General features: G+C 65.3%; 19 protein-coding genes. 7 read left to right on the top strand and 12 right to left on the bottom strand.

Annotated features, from left to right (window positions below):
- The first annotated feature begins 69 nt into the window (after positions 1-69).
- Positions 70-981 (top strand): SDR family NAD(P)-dependent oxidoreductase, encoded by a 912-nt coding sequence (locus BN973_RS10080; protein ID WP_051641564.1) that lies wholly within the window; start codon positions 70-72, stop codon positions 979-981.
- A gap of 4 nt (positions 982-985) precedes the next feature.
- Here BN973_RS10080 and BN973_RS10075 read toward each other — a convergent pair whose 3' ends face one another.
- The 7 genes from BN973_RS10075 to BN973_RS10045 form a co-directional block, all read right to left on the bottom strand.
- Positions 986-1,444 carry a universal stress protein gene (locus BN973_RS10075; protein WP_036467823.1) on the bottom strand — a complete coding sequence of 153 codons (459 nt, stop codon included), beginning with the start codon at positions 1,442-1,444 and terminating at the stop codon, positions 986-988.
- A gap of 66 nt (positions 1,445-1,510) precedes the next feature.
- Positions 1,511-3,058 carry a flavin-containing monooxygenase gene (locus BN973_RS10070; protein WP_036467822.1) on the bottom strand — a complete coding sequence of 516 codons (1,548 nt, stop codon included), beginning with the start codon at positions 3,056-3,058 and terminating at the stop codon, positions 1,511-1,513.
- 155 nt (positions 3,059-3,213) lie between these two features.
- Positions 3,214-3,951, bottom strand: coding sequence for a TetR/AcrR family transcriptional regulator (locus BN973_RS10065; RefSeq protein ID WP_036467820.1), 738 nt, complete (start codon positions 3,949-3,951; stop codon positions 3,214-3,216).
- A 65-nt stretch (positions 3,952-4,016) separates the two neighbouring features.
- Entirely contained in the window at positions 4,017-6,182 is a 2,166-nt protein-coding gene (gene nrdE, locus BN973_RS10060) for a class 1b ribonucleoside-diphosphate reductase subunit alpha (protein WP_036467818.1), read from the bottom strand.
- Complete coding sequence (gene nrdI / locus BN973_RS10055; protein ID WP_051641563.1) at positions 6,152-6,622, bottom strand: class Ib ribonucleoside-diphosphate reductase assembly flavoprotein NrdI; 471 nt, start codon at positions 6,620-6,622, stop codon at positions 6,152-6,154. The genes nrdE and nrdI overlap by 31 nt, the downstream gene beginning before the upstream one ends.
- 65 nt (positions 6,623-6,687) lie before the next feature.
- Entirely contained in the window at positions 6,688-6,927 is a 240-nt protein-coding gene (locus BN973_RS10050; RefSeq protein WP_036467817.1) for a redoxin NrdH, read from the bottom strand.
- 517 nt (positions 6,928-7,444) lie between these two features.
- Complete coding sequence (locus BN973_RS10045) at positions 7,445-8,002, bottom strand: NAD(P)H-dependent oxidoreductase (RefSeq protein WP_139830336.1); 558 nt, start codon at positions 8,000-8,002, stop codon at positions 7,445-7,447.
- Between the two features lie 91 nt (positions 8,003-8,093).
- Here BN973_RS10045 and BN973_RS10040 point away from each other — a divergent pair, with 91 nt between their 5' ends.
- Both BN973_RS10040 and BN973_RS10035 read left to right on the top strand, forming a co-directional pair.
- Positions 8,094-8,708 carry a TetR/AcrR family transcriptional regulator gene (locus BN973_RS10040; RefSeq protein WP_036467815.1) on the top strand — a complete coding sequence of 205 codons (615 nt, stop codon included), beginning with the start codon at positions 8,094-8,096 and terminating at the stop codon, positions 8,706-8,708.
- 10 nt (positions 8,709-8,718) lie between these two features.
- Positions 8,719-9,762 (top strand): DNA polymerase IV, encoded by a 1,044-nt coding sequence (locus tag BN973_RS10035; RefSeq protein WP_036472240.1) that lies wholly within the window; start codon positions 8,719-8,721, stop codon positions 9,760-9,762.
- 184 nt (positions 9,763-9,946) lie between these two features.
- Here BN973_RS10035 and BN973_RS10030 read toward each other — a convergent pair whose 3' ends face one another.
- On the bottom strand, positions 9,947-10,861 hold the full coding sequence (locus tag BN973_RS10030) for an SDR family oxidoreductase (RefSeq protein ID WP_036467814.1): 915 nt from the start codon (positions 10,859-10,861) through the stop codon (positions 9,947-9,949).
- A gap of 36 nt (positions 10,862-10,897) precedes the next feature.
- A complete protein-coding gene (locus BN973_RS10025) occupies positions 10,898-11,539 on the bottom strand; it encodes a TetR/AcrR family transcriptional regulator (RefSeq protein WP_036467812.1) in 642 nt (213 codons plus the stop codon).
- Between the two features lie 115 nt (positions 11,540-11,654).
- On the opposite strand from BN973_RS10025, the gene BN973_RS10020 reads away from it, so the two are divergent.
- The gene (locus BN973_RS10020) at positions 11,655-13,136 is read left to right on the top strand and encodes a cytochrome P450 (RefSeq protein WP_036467810.1); all 1,482 of its coding nucleotides are present in this window, start codon (positions 11,655-11,657) and stop codon (positions 13,134-13,136) included.
- An 18-nt stretch (positions 13,137-13,154) separates the two neighbouring features.
- Here the strand turns inward: BN973_RS10020 and BN973_RS10015 are convergent, their stop codons facing one another.
- Positions 13,155-13,694 carry a 2-isopropylmalate synthase gene (locus BN973_RS10015; protein ID WP_051641203.1) on the bottom strand — a complete coding sequence of 180 codons (540 nt, stop codon included), beginning with the start codon at positions 13,692-13,694 and terminating at the stop codon, positions 13,155-13,157.
- A gap of 496 nt (positions 13,695-14,190) precedes the next feature.
- Here BN973_RS10015 and BN973_RS10010 point away from each other — a divergent pair, with 496 nt between their 5' ends.
- The 3 genes from BN973_RS10010 to BN973_RS31010 all read left to right on the top strand — a co-directional run bounded on the left by BN973_RS10010 (position 14,191) and on the right by BN973_RS31010 (position 14,949).
- Positions 14,191-14,361 carry a hypothetical protein gene (locus BN973_RS10010; RefSeq protein ID WP_156959168.1) on the top strand — a complete coding sequence of 57 codons (171 nt, stop codon included), beginning with the start codon at positions 14,191-14,193 and terminating at the stop codon, positions 14,359-14,361.
- Between the two features lie 231 nt (positions 14,362-14,592).
- Positions 14,593-14,787, top strand: a complete 195-nt coding sequence (locus BN973_RS31015) for a hypothetical protein (protein ID WP_139830337.1) — start codon at positions 14,593-14,595, stop codon at positions 14,785-14,787.
- 15 nt (positions 14,788-14,802) lie between these two features.
- On the top strand, positions 14,803-14,949 hold the full coding sequence (locus BN973_RS31010) for a hypothetical protein (RefSeq protein ID WP_156959167.1): 147 nt from the start codon (positions 14,803-14,805) through the stop codon (positions 14,947-14,949).
- Positions 14,950-15,431: 482 nt separating this feature from the next.
- Here the strand turns inward: BN973_RS31010 and BN973_RS10000 are convergent, their stop codons facing one another.
- Entirely contained in the window at positions 15,432-16,397 is a 966-nt protein-coding gene (locus BN973_RS10000; RefSeq protein WP_036472239.1) for a sensor histidine kinase, read from the bottom strand.
- A 152-nt stretch (positions 16,398-16,549) separates the two neighbouring features.
- A complete protein-coding gene (locus BN973_RS09995; RefSeq protein WP_036467803.1) occupies positions 16,550-18,022 on the bottom strand; it encodes a FadR/GntR family transcriptional regulator in 1,473 nt (490 codons plus the stop codon).
- Positions 18,023-18,039 lie beyond the last annotated feature (17 nt).

The following is an 18,039-nucleotide window of genomic DNA, read 5'->3' as shown; positions in this document are numbered from 1 at the left end:
TCAACTCAAGCGCCTAGCTTCAGTTAACAACGTCAACTCAAAGGCTCGTCCGTCGAAATGGAGACCGCCATGCATTCCTCGAATCACGCCGACCGTCAGGAGCTGATCGTCGTGACCGGCGCTTCGGTGGGGATGGGCGCGGCAACGGCTAAAGAACTGGCCCGCAGAGGTTTTCACGTGCTTGCCGGGGTACGCCGCGAAGCCGACGCCGACGCGTTAGTGGCCGGCGGGCCTGAGGGGCTAGAGCCGGTGATCCTCGACATCACGATGGAATCCGACGTGGCCGCGGTCGCGGACCGCGTCGCCCGCGATCCGCTGCGCCGGCCCCTGCGGGCCCTGATCAACAACGCCGGCATCGCGATCAACGCGCCGGTCGAAGCCTTGCCGATTGCCCAGTGGCGCAAGCAGTTCGAGGTCAATCTGTTCGGTCACATCGCGATGACGCAGGCGCTCTTGCCGGCCCTGCTGCTCAGCTCGGGCACCGTGGTGAACATCAGCTCCGTCGGCGGCAAGGTGGTCTTGCCGACCTACGGTGCCTACGCCGGTTCGAAGTTCGCGCTCGAGGCGGTCAGCGATGCCCTGCGGCGCGAGGTCGCAAAGCTCGGCATCAAGGTCGTCGTCGTCGAACCCGGCGCGGTCAAAACCGAGATGGTCGAAAGGGGCATCGCCACCGCGGAGGGACTGAAGGCCGACATGACCGCCGCCCAACTGGCACGCTATGGCGACCTGACGGCGGCCGTCACGGCGCAGGCTCACTCGTTCACCGAGACTGGTGTGTCATCCGAGCACGCCGCACAGGTCATCGCCAAGGCGGCCACCGCATCTCGCCCGCGCACTCGCTACACGATCGGGCGTGATGCCGCGATCCTGGTGCGGATCAGCCGCCTCGTCTCCGACCGGGTGCTGGACCGGATCGTGCGCGCCAACCTGCGGTCCTTTGCCAAAGACGCCAGCCAACAGCCCACTGCCGCAACGGCTTAATGCGTCAGTCGGAGGTGTGCACGATCAGGACGTCGGTCTTGGCCTTGCGGGAGACTTCCGATGGGACCGATCCCAGCAGTCGCCCGGCGACGCTGGCGAGTCCGACGTTGCCGATGACCAGTAGGTCGGCACTGACCTCGTCGGCCAGGTTCACCAGCGCGGTGATGGGGGCCCCGACCACCGACTTCTCTTCCACGTCCTTGGCCCCGGCTTTGCGCGCTCGAATCGCGGCTTCCCGCAGGATTGCGTAGTACGGGGCCTCGCCCACCGTCCGGTAGTCCTGACCGTGGTCACTGCCCGGCGGAATGGCGTAGCGGCCCTTCTCCTCGGACACGGGGAGGTGTGCCGTCGCAACGATCAATTTCGCGCCGTATTCAGCAGCGATCACACCCGCGCGGTCCACCGCACGCAGCGACGACTCGGAGCCATCGGTGCCGACTACGACAGTCTGATAGGCGCTCATCCGTCCCAGTGTCCCAGACGAAGACGATTTGGTGAATAGCCTGGGGTTATGCCTGTCCGGCGGAGCTCAGCTCGCACCGGCCACCGCGCGGATGGCGCGTGAGCCGCTGCGCACGCCGAAGAACTGATACTCGTCGGGCTTGACCGAGCGGGTCTCCCGCCAGTACTGCCAGGTGTAGCCGCCCCACAGCACGGTGTTCTTGCCGTGCTCGTCGAGGTACCAGCTGCTGCAGCCGCCGGTGTTCCACACCGAGCCTTTCAGCTGGTCCTGCAGCTCATCGTTGAACTTGTCCTGCGCCGCGCGCGTCGGCGCCAGTGCCTGCGCGCCGAACTTGTCGCACTTCTTGATCGCATCGGCGACATAGCGGATCTGGGACTCGATCATGAAGACCACCGAGTTGTGCCCCAGCCCGGTGTTGGGACCGAGCAGGAAGAACAGGTTGGGCATCTCGGCGACGGTGATCCCCCGATGCGCGCCGATGCCCTCCCGGTTCCAGCGGTCGACCAAATCCTCGCCGTGGCGGCCCTTGATCTGGACGTAGGTGTAGGAGTCGGTGACGTGAAAGCCGGTGCCGTAGACGATCACGTCGACCGGACGTTCGGTGCCGTCGGCCGTCACGATCCCGTCGGGTGTGATCCGGCTGATCCCGTCGGTGATCAGTTCGGTCTTCGGGTCGGCGACCGCCCCGTAATACGTCGACGAGTTCAGGATGCGCTTGCAGCCGATGCGGTAGTTCGGGATCAGCTTGCGGCGCAGCTCGCGATCCTTCACCGAGCGGCGGATGTTGTATTTGCAGTACGCCTCAATGAATTTCAGCGCGTTCGGCCGCTTGGTCATGCCGAATGCCAGCGCCTCCTGCCCCCAGTAGATGACCAGCCGCACCAGCGCCCGCAGCCCGGGAACGTTCTCCATGGCCCGGCGCAGCGCAACCGGGAGATCCGGGTTTGACCGCGGCACCACCCACGGCGGAGTGCGTTGGTAGAGCTGAAGTTCGCCGACCTGCCCGACGATCTCCGGCACGATCTGGATCGCGCTGGCGCCGGTGCCGATCATCGCCACCCGTTTCCCGGTGAGATCGACGCTGTGGTCCCACTGCGCGGAATGGAAAGCGGGACCGCGGAATTCGTCGCGACCTTCGATCTCGGGGATCGACGGGATGTGCAGCGCGCCGGCGCCCGAGATCAGGAACTGGGCGACGTATTCGCGCCCGTCGGCGGTGAACACATGCCAGCGGTGCTCGTCGTCGTCCCAGTGGCCGCGATCGACGAGCGAGTTGAACTCGATGTAGCGGCGCAGCCCGTACTTCTCGGTGACTCCCTTGAGGTAGTCCCAGATCTCGGGCTGGTAGGAGAACGGGTTCTTCCAGTCCGGCTTGGGCTCGAAGGAAAACGAGTACAGATGCGACGGGATGTCGCAGGCGCACCCCGGGTAGCTGTTGTCGCGCCAGGTGCCGCCGACGTCGTCGGCCTTCTCCAGGATGACGAAGTCCACACCTTGGCTTTGCAGCTTGATCGCCATGCCCAGGCCGGAGAACCCCGTCCCGATGATCAGCGCGCGGGTATGCACCGGCTGGTGCGCCTTGGTCGGCTCGATTTGTGTCAATGCATCGGTCACGGTGGATCGGTCCTTCTATTGGCCTAACAGCTCGCGCGTCAGCGGGTGCACTCGGTGTCTACCCCCGGCTGGCTACGCAGATACCCGGTACCCAGGGTATCGGGTAGGACCGAGTCTTGACGAAAGCCCGGATGATGTCAACGGGCCTTTGGTCCTCAGCTGGCCGCGGGATTGCTTCGCACGGCACTGTGGACCGGCTGATCGGGGTCGACCGCGATGCCCAGCGCCTCGGCGGTGCCGACGATGACCCCCATCATGATCGTGGTCAGATGGGCGACGAACTGGTCGCGCGGCATGCGGCGCGGGCTGCCGGGTTCGCCCAACCACCACTCGGTCGAGGACGCGGCCGATCCGAACGCGGCGTGTGCGGCCAGTTCGAAGGCGGCGTGGTCGAGCTTGAAGTCCTTGAGTTCGTTGTCGAACATGTCGGCCATCGTCAACGTGATCTGACGACCCTCGTTGAGGGTGCGCACCGTCGACTCGGTGGTCGCTCCGGAGCGCGCCGAGATGAACACCCGCAGCACGTTCGGATGCTCGTCGACGAGGTTGACGTATTCGTCGACGCTGCGCCGGACGATCTCGCGGGCCGAGTCGTTGGCCAGGTCGATCGACGGGAAGATCGCCGCCCACAGCATGTCGCGCAACCGCTCGCCGATCGCCTGGAACAGGTCGGACTTGTCGTGGAAGTGGCGGTAGATCTTCGGCTTGGCGGTGCCGGCCTCCTCGGCGATCTCCCGCACGGACAGCTCGGGCCCCAGGCGGTCGATCGCGCGGAACGCCGCCTCGACGATTTCGCCGCGCACCTTCTTGCGGTGCTCGCGCCAGCGCTCGCTGCGCGCGTCGACCTTAGCCCCCGGTTTCACGCTCGGGTGCGGTCTGGCGGGTCGGGGCATTCTCACCACCTAAAGCACCTTACGCCGCTGTAGGCGCTGACCTGCGCAGACTGGCTGCCGAGTGTCTACAGCATGCAGGACACGCAGCCCTCGACCTCGGTTCCTTCCAGCGCCATCTGCCGCAGCCGGATGTAGTACAGCGTCTTGATTCCCTTGCGCCAGGCGTAGATCTGCGCCTTGTTGACGTCGCGGGTGGTGGCGGTGTCCTTGAAGAACAGCGTCAGGCTCAGACCCTGGTCCACGTGCTGGGTGGCCGCGGCGTAGGTGTCGATGATCTTCTCGTAGCCGATCTCGTAGGCGTCCTGGTAGTACTCCAGGTTGTCGTTGGTCAGGTACGGCGCCGGGTAATAGACCCGCCCGATCTTGCCTTCCTTGCGGATCTCGATCTTGGACGCCACCGGGTGGATCGAACTGGTCGAGTGGTTGATGTAGCTGATCGACCCAGTGGGCGGGACGGCCTGCAGGTTCTGGTTGTAGATGCCGTGCGCCTGCACCGACTCCTTGAGCCGCTGCCAATCCTCCTGCGTCGGAATGCGAATGTCGGCCTCGGCAAAGAGCTGGCGCACCCGCTCGGTCTTCGGCTCCCACACCTGCTCGGTGTACTTGTCGAAGAACTCACCCGAGGCGTACTTGGACTTGTCGAAGCCGCCGAACTTGGTGCCGCGCTCGATCGCGATGCGATTCGACGCCCGCAGCGCGTGGTAGAGCACGGTGTAGAAGTAGATGTTGGTGAAGTCGATACCTTCCTCGGAGCCATACATGATCCGCTCGCGAGCCAGGTAGCCGTGCAGGTTCATCTGCCCCAGTCCGATCGCGTGAGACTCGTTGTTGCCCTGCTCAATTGAGGGCACCGACCAGATATGGGTCTGGTCGCTCACCGCGGTCAGCGCCCGGATCGCCACCTCGATCGTCTGCGCGAAGTCCGGCGAGTCCATCGTCTTGGCGATGTTCAGCGACCCGAGGTTGCACGAAATGTCCTTGCCCACTTTGGCGTAGGACAAATCGTCGTTGAACACCGACGGCGTGGAGACCTGCAGGATCTCCGAGCACAGGTTCGAGTGGGTGATCTTGCCCTCGATCGGGTTGGCCCGGTTCACCGTGTCCTCGAACATGATGTACGGGTAGCCGGACTCGAACTGCAGCTCGGCCAGCGTCTGGAAGAACTCACGGGCCTTGATCTTGGTCTTGCGGATGCGCGCGTCGTCGACCATCTCGTAGTACTTCTCGGTCACCGAGATGTCGGCGAACGGCAGGCCGTAGACGCGTTCGACGTCGTACGGCGAGAACAGGTACATGTCCTCGTTCTTCTTGGCCAGCTCGAAGGTGATGTCGGGAATCACCACACCGAGGCTCAGCGTCTTGATCCGGATCTTCTCGTCGGCGTTCTCGCGCTTGGTGTCCAGGAACCGGTAGATGTCGGGGTGGTGCGCGTGCAGGTACACCGCGCCGGCGCCCTGGCGCGCACCCAGCTGGTTGGCATAGGAGAACGAGTCCTCGAGCAGCTTCATGATCGGGATGACACCCGAGGACTGGTTCTCGATGTTCTTGATCGGCGCGCCGTGCTCGCGAATGTTGGTCAGCAGCAACGCAACTCCGCCGCCGCGCTTGGACAGCTGCAGCGCGGAGTTGATCGAGCGCCCGATCGACTCCATGTTGTCCTCGATGCGAAGGAGGAAACAGCTTACTGGCTCACCGCGTTGCTTTTTCCCCGAGTTCAAAAACGTCGGGGTGGCCGGCTGGAACCGGCCGTCGATGATCTCGTCGACGAGCTTTTCGGCCAGCGCGTTGTCGCCGGCGGCCAGCGTCAGCGCGACCATCACGACCCGGTCCTCGAAGCGCTCGAGGTAGCGCTTCCCGTCGAACGTCTTCAGCGTGTAGGAGGTGTAGTACTTGAAGGCCCCGAGGAAGGTCGGGAACCGGAACTTCTTGGCGTAGGCCCGGTCCAGCAGCGTCTTGACGAAGTTACGGCTGTACTGGTCGAGCACCTCACGCTCGTAGTAGTTCTCCTTGATCAGGTAGTCGAGCTTCTCGTCCTGATTGTGGAAGAAGACCGTGTTCTGGTTGACGTGCTGCAGGAAGTACTGATGCGCGGCCTCGCGATCCTTGTCGAACTGAATCTTGCCGTCGGCGTCGTACAGATTCAGCATCGCGTTGAGCGCGTGGTAGTCGGTCTCCCCCGGCAACGCGTGGGCTCCGGTGGTTACAGGCTCTGCAGTGACGGTTGGTGGCACGTCTGGTCCTTCCAGAATTCTTCCAAGCCCGCGCGGACGGCTTCCACGTCGTCCGGGGTACCCATCAGTTCGAAGCGGTAGAGGTAGGGCACGCCACATTTGCGGGAAACCACGTTGCCCGCGTAGGCGAATTCGGCACCGAAGTTGTTGTTGCCCGCGGCGATGACGCCGCGGATCAACGACCTGTTGTGCTCGTTGTTCAAAAAGGCGATGACCTGCTTGGGGACATAGCCACCGTTGTTGATGTCGGGAGTGGCCTTGCCGCCGCCGTACGTTGGCAATACCAATACGTACGGTTCGTCGACCTCGATGCGGCCATGCAGCGGGATTCGGGTGGCGGGAACACGCAGCTTCTGCACGAACCGGTGGGTGTTCTCCGACACCGACGAAAAATAGACCAGTGACGATCGCAAGCCCGGCGGCTGCGGGTCTTCACTCATCCAATCCAGGTTGCGCTGCGCGCTATCCATGGCACCGCAACCTCCTCACTTGCTCATCTACTGCCCTAGGCGCTCAGCGCGGCTCCGGCCAGCGCCTTGATGCGATCCGGCCGGAAGCCCGACCAGTGGGCATCTCCTGCCACCACGACGGGAGCCTGCAGGTAACCCAATGCCATCACGTAGTCACGGGCCTCGCTGTCCAGGCTGATGTCGACCGTCTCGTACGCGAGGCCCTGCTTGTCCAGCGCCTTGTAGGTGGCGCTGCACTGCACACATGCCGGCTTGGTGTACACGGTGATGCTCATGGAAGCCGCTCCTCTGCGGGGAAGGAAGATCGGAAACTTTGTCATGGACTGGCAACTGCTTGGGGCACTACATCGCCGTTATCTTCAGCGATCCGCCAAGCCCCAACATTCCCGTCCTGCGACTGTCCGGGCGAAGCGCCTGCTTCGGACCGTTCGAGCCGATTCCGGGTGCTTCACCGCGCCGTGCTGGCTTGGTGAACCTGGGGTCTGCCGGCTCGCCAAACACTACACCTAGTGGGTGACAAGATGGGCAGATACAAGATGTTCTGAATAACAATTCTGAAATTCCCTGGTCGTAAGCGCTGTCGTGCCGCCACGCCCCGGCGTGTCGCAAGTCACAAACCCGGTCCGGGACGCGCATGCGTATTGGTATAGCAGCGGCCACCGACAGCCAGGGCGCCGCGGGCGTGCCTACCCGCCGCTAGCAAAGCCGCCAGCAGGAGCTGGCGGCTTTGGCTATTAACTTCTTCGAATGCTGCTGGTCACACAGTGGGAGGCTTGTTGGATACCGCCAAATTCAGCCGACCTCGGCCGCGAGCTTGCCGACCGCGTCGCGCACATTGGCCACCAGCTCGGCGTGCTCGGCGGGCGCCTTGCCCTCCAGGGTCGCGAACGGCACCGACAGCTTGATCGCGTCCACCACCCGCGCGCCGGCGATACCGAACGACTTGCGGGTGTCGTCGTGCGCCCAGACTCCGCCATAGCGCCCGAAAGCCCCGCCGATCACCGCCAACGGCTTGTCCTTGAGCGCGCCGTCACCGAATGGCCGCGACAACCAGTCGATCGCGTTCTTGACCACTGCCGGGTAGCTGCCGTTGTACTCCGGAGTGACGACCAGCGCCGCGTCCGCCTCCGCCGCCGCGGCGCGCAACGCAGCCACCGGAGCCAGCGGGCCCGCCTCGGCGTTCATCGCGTCGTCGATTTCCTCGTTGTAGAAGGGCAGGTCGCCCAGCCCCTCGAACACGGTCACCGTGACGTCGTCGGGAGCCACGTCAGCCGCCAACTGCGCGATCTGGCGGTTTATCGATCCGGCACGCAAGCTGCCAACCAACGCCAAGACTTTGATCTCTGCCACTGTTTCGTTTCCCTTCGGTTGATGGTCTACATCCTTGCACGACTCAAACGGACTATAGTCCGTTTTATTCCGGCCGCGTTAAAGTGCAGTAGTGAGCGGTGTCGAAAGGTTGGGCGAGTTGCCCGTGTCGGCTCCGCGGGAGCTGCCTCCGGAACGCGGCGACGCCGCACGCAACCGTGAGCTGTTGCTGCGGGCGGCCCGGCGCCTGGTCGCCAAGCGCGGCGCGGATGCGGTCACGATGGACGACGTCGCGGCGGCCGCCGGTGTCGGAAAGGGCACGCTGTTCCGCCGGTTCGGCAGTCGGGCCGGCCTGATGATGGTGCTGCTCGACGAGGACGAGCGCGCCAGCCAGCAGGCCTTCCTGTTCGGCCCGCCGCCGCTGGGGCCCGACGCACCGCCCATGGATCGACTGGTGGCGTTCGGCCGGGAACGGCTGCGCTTCGTGCACACCCACCACGCGCTGTTGTCGGCGTCCAAGGGTGAGCCGCTGACCCGCCACGTCGGGGCCGCGGCGGTGCAGCGCACCCATGTACGAGTTTTGTTGCAGACGGCCGACACCAGCGGTGATCTCGATGTCCAGACCGACGCATTGCTGGCCCTGCTGGACGTGGATTACGTTGAGCACCAACTGGATTACGGTGGCCACACCCTCGAGACCCTGGGCGACGCCTGGGAAAGCCTGGCGCGCAAGCTATGTGGGCGGTGATCTGACCGACATGGCCGTGCCGACGCCGAGCTGGGTGCTGCACGTCGATCTCGACCAATTCCTGGCCTCGGTCGAGCTGCGCCGCCATCCCGAGCTGGCCGGATTGCCCGTAATCGTCGGCGGCAACGGCAATCCCACCGAAGCGCGCAAGGTCGTCACCTGCGCCTCCTACCAAGCCCGCAAGTTCGGGGTGCACGCCGGCATGCCGCTGCGCACCGCCGCGCGGCGCTGCCCGGACGCCACCTTCTTGCCGTCGGATCCGGCCGCCTACGACGAGGCCTCCGAGGCGGTGATGGGACTGCTGCGCGATCTGGGGCACCCGGTGGAGGTGTGGGGATGGGACGAAGCCTACGTGTCGGTGACGACGGACGACCCCACCGAAGTCGCGGAACAGATTCGCACCGTTGTCTTTTCGGAAACAGGGCTATCCTGCTCGGTGGGCATCAGCGACAACAAACAGCGGGCCAAGGTGGCCACCGGCTTCGGGAAACCGGGCGGCGTCTATACCCTCACCGACGCGAACTGGATGGACGTGATGGCCGATCGTCCGGTCGACGCGCTGTGGGGGGTGGGTCCAAAGACAGCGAAAAAGCTTGCGGCGCTGGATATCACCACTGTACGAGAGTTGGCCCATAGCGATGCCGAGCTGCTGACGTCCACCTTCGGGCCGCGTACCGGCCTGTGGCTGCTGCTGCTCGCCAAGGGCGGCGGCGACTCGGAGGTCAGCGCCGAGCCGTGGGTGCCGCGCTCGCGCAGCCACGTCGTCACGTTCCCGCGCGATCTCACCGATCGCACCGAAATGGATTCGGCCGTAACAGAATTAGCGAGTCGAGCCCTGGAGGAAGTCACGGCGGCCGGGCGCGTCGTCACGCGGGTGGCGGTCACCGTACGCACCGCGACCTTCTACACCCGCACCAAGATTCGCAAGCTGCCGTCGCCGACCACCGATGCCGACGCCATCGTCGCCGCCGCGCGCAACGTCCTGGATCTGTTCGAACTCGACCGTCCGGTCCGACTACTCGGGGTGCGACTCGAGTTGGTCATGCCGGCCTGATTGCGCCGGGCTAGAGCTGATCGCCCGCCTCCTCCTCAGGCCGCTGCGCGGCCTGCATCGTCACCGGGCTAGGGCTGATCGCCCGCCTCCTCCTCAGGCCGCTGCGCGGCCTGCATCGTCACCGGGCTAGGGCTGATCGCCCGCCTCCTCCTCAGGCCGCTGCGCGGCCTGCATCGTCACCGGGCTAGGGCTGATCGCCCGCCTCCTCCTCAGGCCGCTGCGCGGCCTGCATCGTCACCGGGCTAGGCCGAAGCGCCCGGGTGAAGATGACGTTCACCCGGCGCATCGCCACGCTGTAGGGCCACCAGGCCAGCCGCTTGAATGCGTACAGCGCCCGGATGTCCGGCGACGTGTAGATCAGGTATCTGTTCTTCGCGACCCCGGCCAGGATCTTCTCGGCGGCCCGTTCCGGCGACACCGCATGACCGCTGAAGCGATCGACCCACCGGCTGACCCTGGGGTCTTCGCGGTCGACGCCGGCGATCTCGACCGTGTCGACCAGCGGTGTCTTCACGGCTCCGGGCACCACGACCGAGACCCCGATGCGGTGGGCTGCCAGGTCGAAGCGCAACACCTCGGACAGGCCGCGTAAGCCGTACTTGCTGGCGCTGTAGGCGGCATGCCACGGCAGCGCGACCAGCCCGGCCGCCGACGACACGTTCACCACATGCCCGCCGCGGCGAGCCGCCACCATCGGGGGCACGAACGTCTCGATGACGTGGATCGGCCCCATCAGATTGATCGCCACCATCTTGGTCCACTGCTCGTGGCTCAGCCGGTCGACGGTCCCCCAGGCCGAAACCCCGGCGATGTTCATCACGACATCCATGCTCGGATGGGTGGCATGGACGTCGGTTGCGAAGGCCGCGACTTCGTCGTAGTCGGAGATGTCCAGCACCCGGTGCGCCGGCACCTGCGCACCGAGCGCCCGGGCGTCGGCCACGGTTTGGGCCAACCCGTCGGCGTCGCGGTCCGTCAAGAACAACTCCGCCCCCTGCGTCGCCAGCCGCAACGCGGTAGCTCGGCCGATGCCACTGGCCGCCCCCGTGATCAGGCTGCGCTTCCCCGCGTAATACCGCGCGGGTCCCCTCTGCGCCATGGTGGTGACGATACCGCCGGTAACGGCTGGTCCGCGTTATCCGCGGCGGCCGCCCCACAACGAGTTCAGCCACAACTGCTCGAGAAGCCGGACGCGACGGTCGATGTCGTCGTCGGCCCGGCCGATAAATGCCGGGTCACCGGTCAGCATCAGCGCGGTGGTACCGGTCAGGGTCCGCACCAACGTCGGGATGTCATCGCTGATCGGATTGGCCGTCCCGGCCTTCATCTCGGCGTCGACGATCGCCACGATTTCGCCCACCACCACCTCGAACTGCTGCTCGAGAATGCCCCGGATCTCGACGTCGGTGTAGCGGGCGGCGTTACAGGCCGCCATCACGGGGTCGTTGTGCGCGTAGACGGCCGCGGCGCTGCCCACCATCCGCTTGGCGAACTGCTCGGGTGACTCGCCGGGCCGACGGGGGGCGAAGAACTGCGTGAGTTCTTCGAGCTCCTGGGTGGCCTCGGCCACGATTTGCGCGAGCACCGCGTACTTGGAGTCGAAGTAGAAGTAAAACCCGGATCGGCCCACCCCGGCCCGAAGGCTGATGGTGCTGACCGACAGCTCAGCAAACGGCCGCTCCTGCAGCAGTTCCCGCACTGCCTGCATGATCGCTTGGCGGTGCTTGTCGCCGCGTCGCCGCGTGGCCGGCTCGCCCGGCTCCGCGTGGCTGCTCATCCCCTGACCTTGCACCACGCCGCTCCAAAAGCAAACTTGACAGCCGTCAACTTTGTCCCGAAGGATAGTGGCAAGTGACGGATGTCACCAGCCCTGGGTTCGGAAAGGAGCGTCCATGCCCGCCACCATCAGCACGCCGCATTACCTGCTCGACCAGGCAAAGCGCCGGTTCACGCCGTCGATCAACAACTTCCCCGGCATGGGGATGATCGAACGCAAGCTGCTGAACACCCAGTTCCCGGAGCGGAAACTCGCCGATCCACCGCCGGGCAGCGGCCTCAAGGCGGCCGTCGGCGACGCGGGACTCCCGGTGATCGGGCACATCATCGAGATGCTGCGGGGCGGACCCGACTACCTGATGCACCTCTACAACACCAAGGGCCCGGTGGTCTTCGGAGACTCGCCGGTGCTGCCGGGCATCGCCGCCCTGGGCCCGGACGCCGCCCAGGTCATCTACTCCAACCGCAACAAGGACTACTCCCAGCAGGGGTGGGTGCCGGTGATCGGCCCGTTTTTCCACCGGGGCCTGATGCTGCTCGACTTCGAAGAGCACATGTTCCACCGGCGGATCATGCAGGAGGCCTTCGTCCGCTCCCGGCTGGTCAGCTACGTCGAACAGATGGACAAGGTCGTGTCGCAGACGATCGCCAACGACTGGGTGGCCAACGACGCGCGCTTCCTGCTTTACCCGGCGATGAAGACGCTCACGCTCGACATCGCGTCGATGGTGTTCATGGGTCACGAGCCGGGCACCGACCACGAGCTGGTGACCAAGGTCAACAACGCGTTCGCGATCACCACGCGCGCGGGCAACGCGATCATCCGCACTTCGGTGCCGCCGTTCACCTGGTGGCGCGGACTCAAGGCGCGCGAGCTGCTGGAGAACTACTTCCGCGAGCGGGTCAAGGAACAGCGCGCCACCCAGGGCGACGACCTGCTGTCGGTGTTGTGTCGCACCGAAGACGAGGACGGCAACAAGTTCTCCGACGAGGACATCGTCAACCACATGATCTTTTTGATGATGGCCGCGCACGACACGTCGACGTCGACGGTGACGACCATGGCCTACAACCTGGCGCAGCACCCGGAGTGGCAACAGCGCTGCCGGGAGGAATCCGACCGCCTCGGCGACGGCCCGGTCGACATCGAGTCGCTGGAGAAGCTGGAGTCACTCGACCTGGTGATGAACGAGTCGATCCGGCTGGTGACCCCGGTGCAGTGGGCCATGCGGCAGACGGTCCGCGACACCGACCTGCTGGGCTACTACATCCCCAAGGGCACCAACGTCATCGCCTACCCGGGAATGAATCACCGGCTGCCCGAATTGTGGACGGACCCACTTAAATTCGACCCGGAGCGGTTCACCGAACCGCGCAACGAGCACAAGCGGCACCGCTATGCGTTCACGCCGTTCGGCGGCGGCGCCCACAAGTGCATCGGAATGACGTTCGGGCAGTTGGAGATCAAGACGATCCTGCATCGCCTGCTGCGCCGCTACCGGTTGGAGCCACCCCGCCCCGGCTACAAGTGCGAGTGGGACTACGGCGGCATGCCCGTTCCGAAAGACGGCATGCCAATTGTGTTGCGCCCACTGTGAATTCGAGCACCCGCGAGGTCAGGCCAGCAACCGATTCGCGCACGCGATCAGCGCGCGCAACGCCGACTGCGTCGGATCCCCGGATAGGCCCACCGCCCATTCGGCATGGAGGCCATCGCTGCCACAGATGAACGTGGCGGTGCACCCGTCCGAAGCCATCTGATGAAACTTCAATGTCTCGATGGCGATCCCGCGCTCGTGCAGCATCGAGGTGAGTGCGGCGATCGGTCCGCTGGCCGCCGCGGTCGAGGTGCTGATGTGATCGCCGACGGCGATCATCGCCCGGAAATTGCGGGCTTGCGGACCGAGGCGTCCCGTGGGTCGCTCGGTGTCGGCGCACACCCATTGTCTTAGCCGCAGCGGACCGGCGGCCTGGCCGTAGGCGGTCACGAAGTTTTCCCACGTCATCGCGCCGGCTTGTTCGCGCAGGCCGCGCGGCAGGGCAACCCCGAAATGATCGCCGAACCACGCGTTGGCGTCACGCCGGCGCGCAGGAACGCCTGTGGGCTTCGGCTCCGGACGGCAGCGGGGCCTGGAAAGGGGCTGTGTAAGAGGCATTGTGTCGGTCTTCTCTGGTCAAAAGGAGCGGCCGACGGTAGTAGCTTCCGACCCACAGCGGGGGGTCGGTCTGGATCAGACCCCGCTGTGGGTGCTGGCTACTACGGCACTCTTGAGAAGACGCACGAGCGCGACACTAGACGCCGCCCGCCCATCGGTGCAACTTCATTTCGGGCAGCGTGTCCCGGGGTTTGCGATGATCCATCGCCGCCGCGCTTGTCGACCAGGGCAGTCACCCCAACGCCCCAACTCAGAACACGCTTCGCCAGCTACTGTCCTGACCGCGGCCGGACTTATCGGCCGACTCAACGCGGGACAGCGACGCCGCAACCGACGAGCATTCGTTGAAGCGTTGGCAGAGAGGTAAATTCGCCGTGTCCAACGCCCAGGAGCTACGCCACGACGATGAGTATTCGATCCTTGTTCGGAGGCCGTTCACTTCGCTTCCAGCTAATATTGGACACCAGTGAAACAACTTCCAGGTGAGGGGTTTCTGATGACACGTGGCAGGAAGGTACTGGCCACATCGGCCGCGCTGATCGTCGTGACGCTGATGGCAGGATGCGGGTCCTCGACCGTCGGCGGTACCGTCACCGGTGGTGCAGAGGGCGGTGCAACGGGCGGCGGCGCTGCGGTCGGCGGCGCCATCCCGCCGATGATCCCCTGATGCGCTACCACGCACGTTAAAAGTCGGATTCGGGAGCAACTGGCGAACCCCGACATCTCTCGGCACGTCCCTGACCGGCACCAAACAAGACGGCCAACCGCGAATTAGAACTACGGCTGCCCTGGTCAGCCGTAAACGTTGCGTGGCGCTCAACCAAATGCCCTGACATAGGTTTACACATGTCGAATAGTGGCTATCCCGTCGCTTAATCCTTCATGAAAGGCAGCGACGATGAAGTCGACCGAGGCGCTCGACACGGTGGCAGTGGCGAGAGGGCTGATCGAAGTGCTGCTGGTGCCGACCCGGTTTTCCGCCGCATGGGAACGGGTGGCGGCAGCGGAAACTGAGCGATCAACAGGTTTACCCGTGTCGAAGCGCGGCTATCCCCTCCGCGCTGCAGCCACGAGCGGCTGCGTATCTCCCTAGAGGAAGGGCACGACGATGAAGTCGATGACCGCCAAGAAAGTCCTCAAAGTTGCCGCGGCCGCGGCAGGGGTGGTCGCGGTGTTGGTAGTACCGACGGGATGCTCGACGGCGGTGGGCGGCGCAGGCGGCGACGGCGGGTTGACCATCAACCTCCCGCTGTAACAGGACCCAAAAGAGCAATCCGACGGCAGCCATTGCGCTGCCGCCGCAAGTTTGCTATTGCGTGAACGCCGTTTCAGCGTCGCTATCGCGGCAACTTTCTGTATTGTGTTGTGCCAGTTGACATATGACAAAACTGGGCGTGAAAAAGATCACGAAATCCGGTTTACATGTGTTTAACAGGGGGTAGTCGGGCCTTGCACTGGTCGTAAACGGCCAGGATGTCCCCTCTCGGAAAGGCAAGACATGAAGTCGCAATCCACCAAGAAAACACTCAAGGCCAGCGCAGCCGCCCTGGGGGTGGCCGCCATGTTGATATTGCCGACGGGATGCTCCACGGCGGCGGGTGGCGCCGGCGGCGGCGGCGTTCTTGGCGGCTCCAGCGGAGGCGGGCTCTTGGGCACCGTCGGCGGGATTTTAGGTCTCTAACCGTTCGGGCAGGCGGCCCGCCGGGAACCTCGGTTCCTGGCGGGCCGTCTTCCGTTTCAGCTGATCGGCTCGGCCGAAGGATCCAGCCGCAGATAGGCCTGAATCGTGGTTCCGGTGCTCGCGGTGTGGGTCCGGACCAGATCCGAGATGGCATTGACCAGGAACAATCCGCGGCTGGCCGGGCCGGTGGGTCCGGGGTCCAGGCGCCCCACCAGGGGATCGTCGAGGCGCCCGTTGTCGCGCGCCTCGCACACCAGGTGGTCGGCGTCGCGCCAGAAGGCCAGCCGGCAGGCGCCATCGGTGTACATCAAACTATTGGTGGCCAGCTCGGTGGCCACCAATTGCAGATCTTCGATGCCGTCCTGGGAAAGGCCGACCCACCCGGCGTAGTTGACGGCGAACGACCGCGCCGGGCGCAGGTCCGCGGACTTACGGACCATGTAGGTTACGGCACCCGGATTTGCGGGTAGCGGCTGATTGCATTGCGCGAGTACGTCATCCGGCGCGTAGTCCGCGCTGTGTTGCAGTGAACCGCATTTCCACAGCAGCGGATGCGTCGCACGTGCGCTCGCCAGCACATCGTCGTCAAGCCGTTCCCCGTCAAAAAGACACAGCGCGCTCAGCTGGCGTCCTTCGAATGCGCTGTTGACCAGCGCCTCGTGCTGCTTGCAGGCCGAAAACTCGTCCGCGCTGCGCTCCGGCCAGCAGACTTGGCTGACAATGCGCACGCGCCGGTCGCCGTTCTCCTCGACAAAGGAGCCCTCCAGCGCGAGAAAGCGGCTGGGGTTACGCGCCGCTTCGGCGACGTCGATCAGCTGCAGCCCCGCCGTCGGGCCCTCGCCGCCCAGCGCGTCGCGCAGCAAGCCCAGGTATTCGCCGGGCACCGCTACCAGTACCGGCTCGTCCATCGCCAAACCTTCGAGCGCGAAAGGTACCACCGCATCCAGGTACTCCCGTTGCGAGTGGTACAGGAGCGCGGAATGAACGAAGCCTTGACGCTCGTTCTCCGTGCCCTTGATCATTTCGGCGCTCCCGCTTTCCATCGCCAATGCCAACCCCCGGCCGGACAGGCCCTCTCCGTATCCCCGCGCCCCATTACCCATGCCAGTACCCCTCCCGCGCGTTCCCTATGCAGGAAAGTGGTCACAAACCCGTTTCGGAACGTGGATGTTCGTCACAGCCACCAGGAGGCGGCGGCATCGAGATGACGACGAATGCGGTAGCGCGCCAAGCTGTCATCGCCGGCCGCGATCGCGTCGAGAATCCGCAAGTGCGCGTGTTCGACGGCTACGACGTCGTCGCGGGACGGCGGCTCCTGTCCGGTGCTAGACCAGTGCCGGCGGAACAACTCGACGATGATCCTCAAAAACAGGTCCAGCAACGCGTTGCCGGCCAGTTGCGCGAGCCCGATGTGGAACCGCGATTCCTCCGACGTTGCGTGGCGCGCGTCATCGGCGGCGCCCGGGGTGCCGTCCAGCGCGGACCGGTGGGCGCGCAGGAAGGCAGCCACCTCGGGTTCGGCGCGCCGTCTGACGACCTTGGCGACGTTGTCGATCTCGATCGCGTCCCGGACGCAGCGCAGGTCTTCGCGGCTCGGCTGTCGGAATTGCAGATACAGCGCGATCGTGTCGATGCTGGCTTGCGCATGGGGTTTGGTCACGACCAGCCCGCCGCCGGGTCCGCGGCGCATCTGCGCGACCGAGTGGTATTCGAGCAGTCGCACCGCTTCGCGTAACACGGCGCGGCTCACCCGGTAGCGCTCCAGCAAGGCCGTCTCGGTGCCGAACACCGATCCGACCTCCCAGCCGCCGGAGCCGATCTCGTCGCCGATGGCGGCCGCCACCACCTCCGCCAGCTTGGCGCGCGGGACTTCCCCGTCGGCCGGCTCACGCCGGCGGCCGGTTTGCGCGGTGCGTCCTTCGCGCGGGTGATGCTCTTGCAGCCAGGCATTCACCGCTTCGACGTGGCGCTCGGACAGCGTCTTGGCGCGCGCTGAATCGCCGGCTGTCACCGCGGCAACGATGTCGAAGTGGTCGTTGTGCATGTAGTCGAGCGCCTCGATGGCGTCGGCTGCCGAGTCGGTCCGCGACCGCAGCGCGTAGCGGGTGGTGAGCCTCATCAACACGTCGATAAACAGTTGGAGGACCGGGTTTTTCGACTGCTCCGCCAGCGCGATGTGGAATCCGTCGCGCGGCGCCGGCAGACCCGGCCGCCACTGTTGTTCCGCGCGCAGCACCGCCCGCAGCCGTTCGATGCCGGCTTCGTCGATCCGCTCGGCCGCAAGCGAGGCCGCCAACGGCTCGAGGACCAGCCGCGCGTTGAGCAGCTCAGCCAGCGTCACGCCGAGGTATTCGAGATAGATGACCACGGCGCGCGTCGCGGGCCCCGCGTCGGGTTCACTGATCAGCAGGCCGCCGCCCGGTCCGCGCCGCATCCGGGCCACCTGATGGTGCTCGACGAGGCGAACGGCCTCCCGCAACACCGACCGGCTGACGCCGTAGCGCTGTTGCAGCGCATGTTCGGAACCCAATGATTCCCCGACCGGCCAGCCGCGGCGAACGATGTCCGCCTCGATATCGCGGGCAATCGTCGAGCCCAGCTTCTTGGCTCCGCCGACGGGCGGTGCGGGTCCTACCTGAAGCTCAATACTGCACTCCCACGGGC

This window comes from Mycobacterium triplex (genome assembly GCF_000689255.1).
Lineage (GTDB): Bacteria > Actinomycetota > Actinomycetes > Mycobacteriales > Mycobacteriaceae > Mycobacterium > Mycobacterium triplex.
This window is presented reverse-complemented; position numbering and strand designations above follow the sequence as displayed.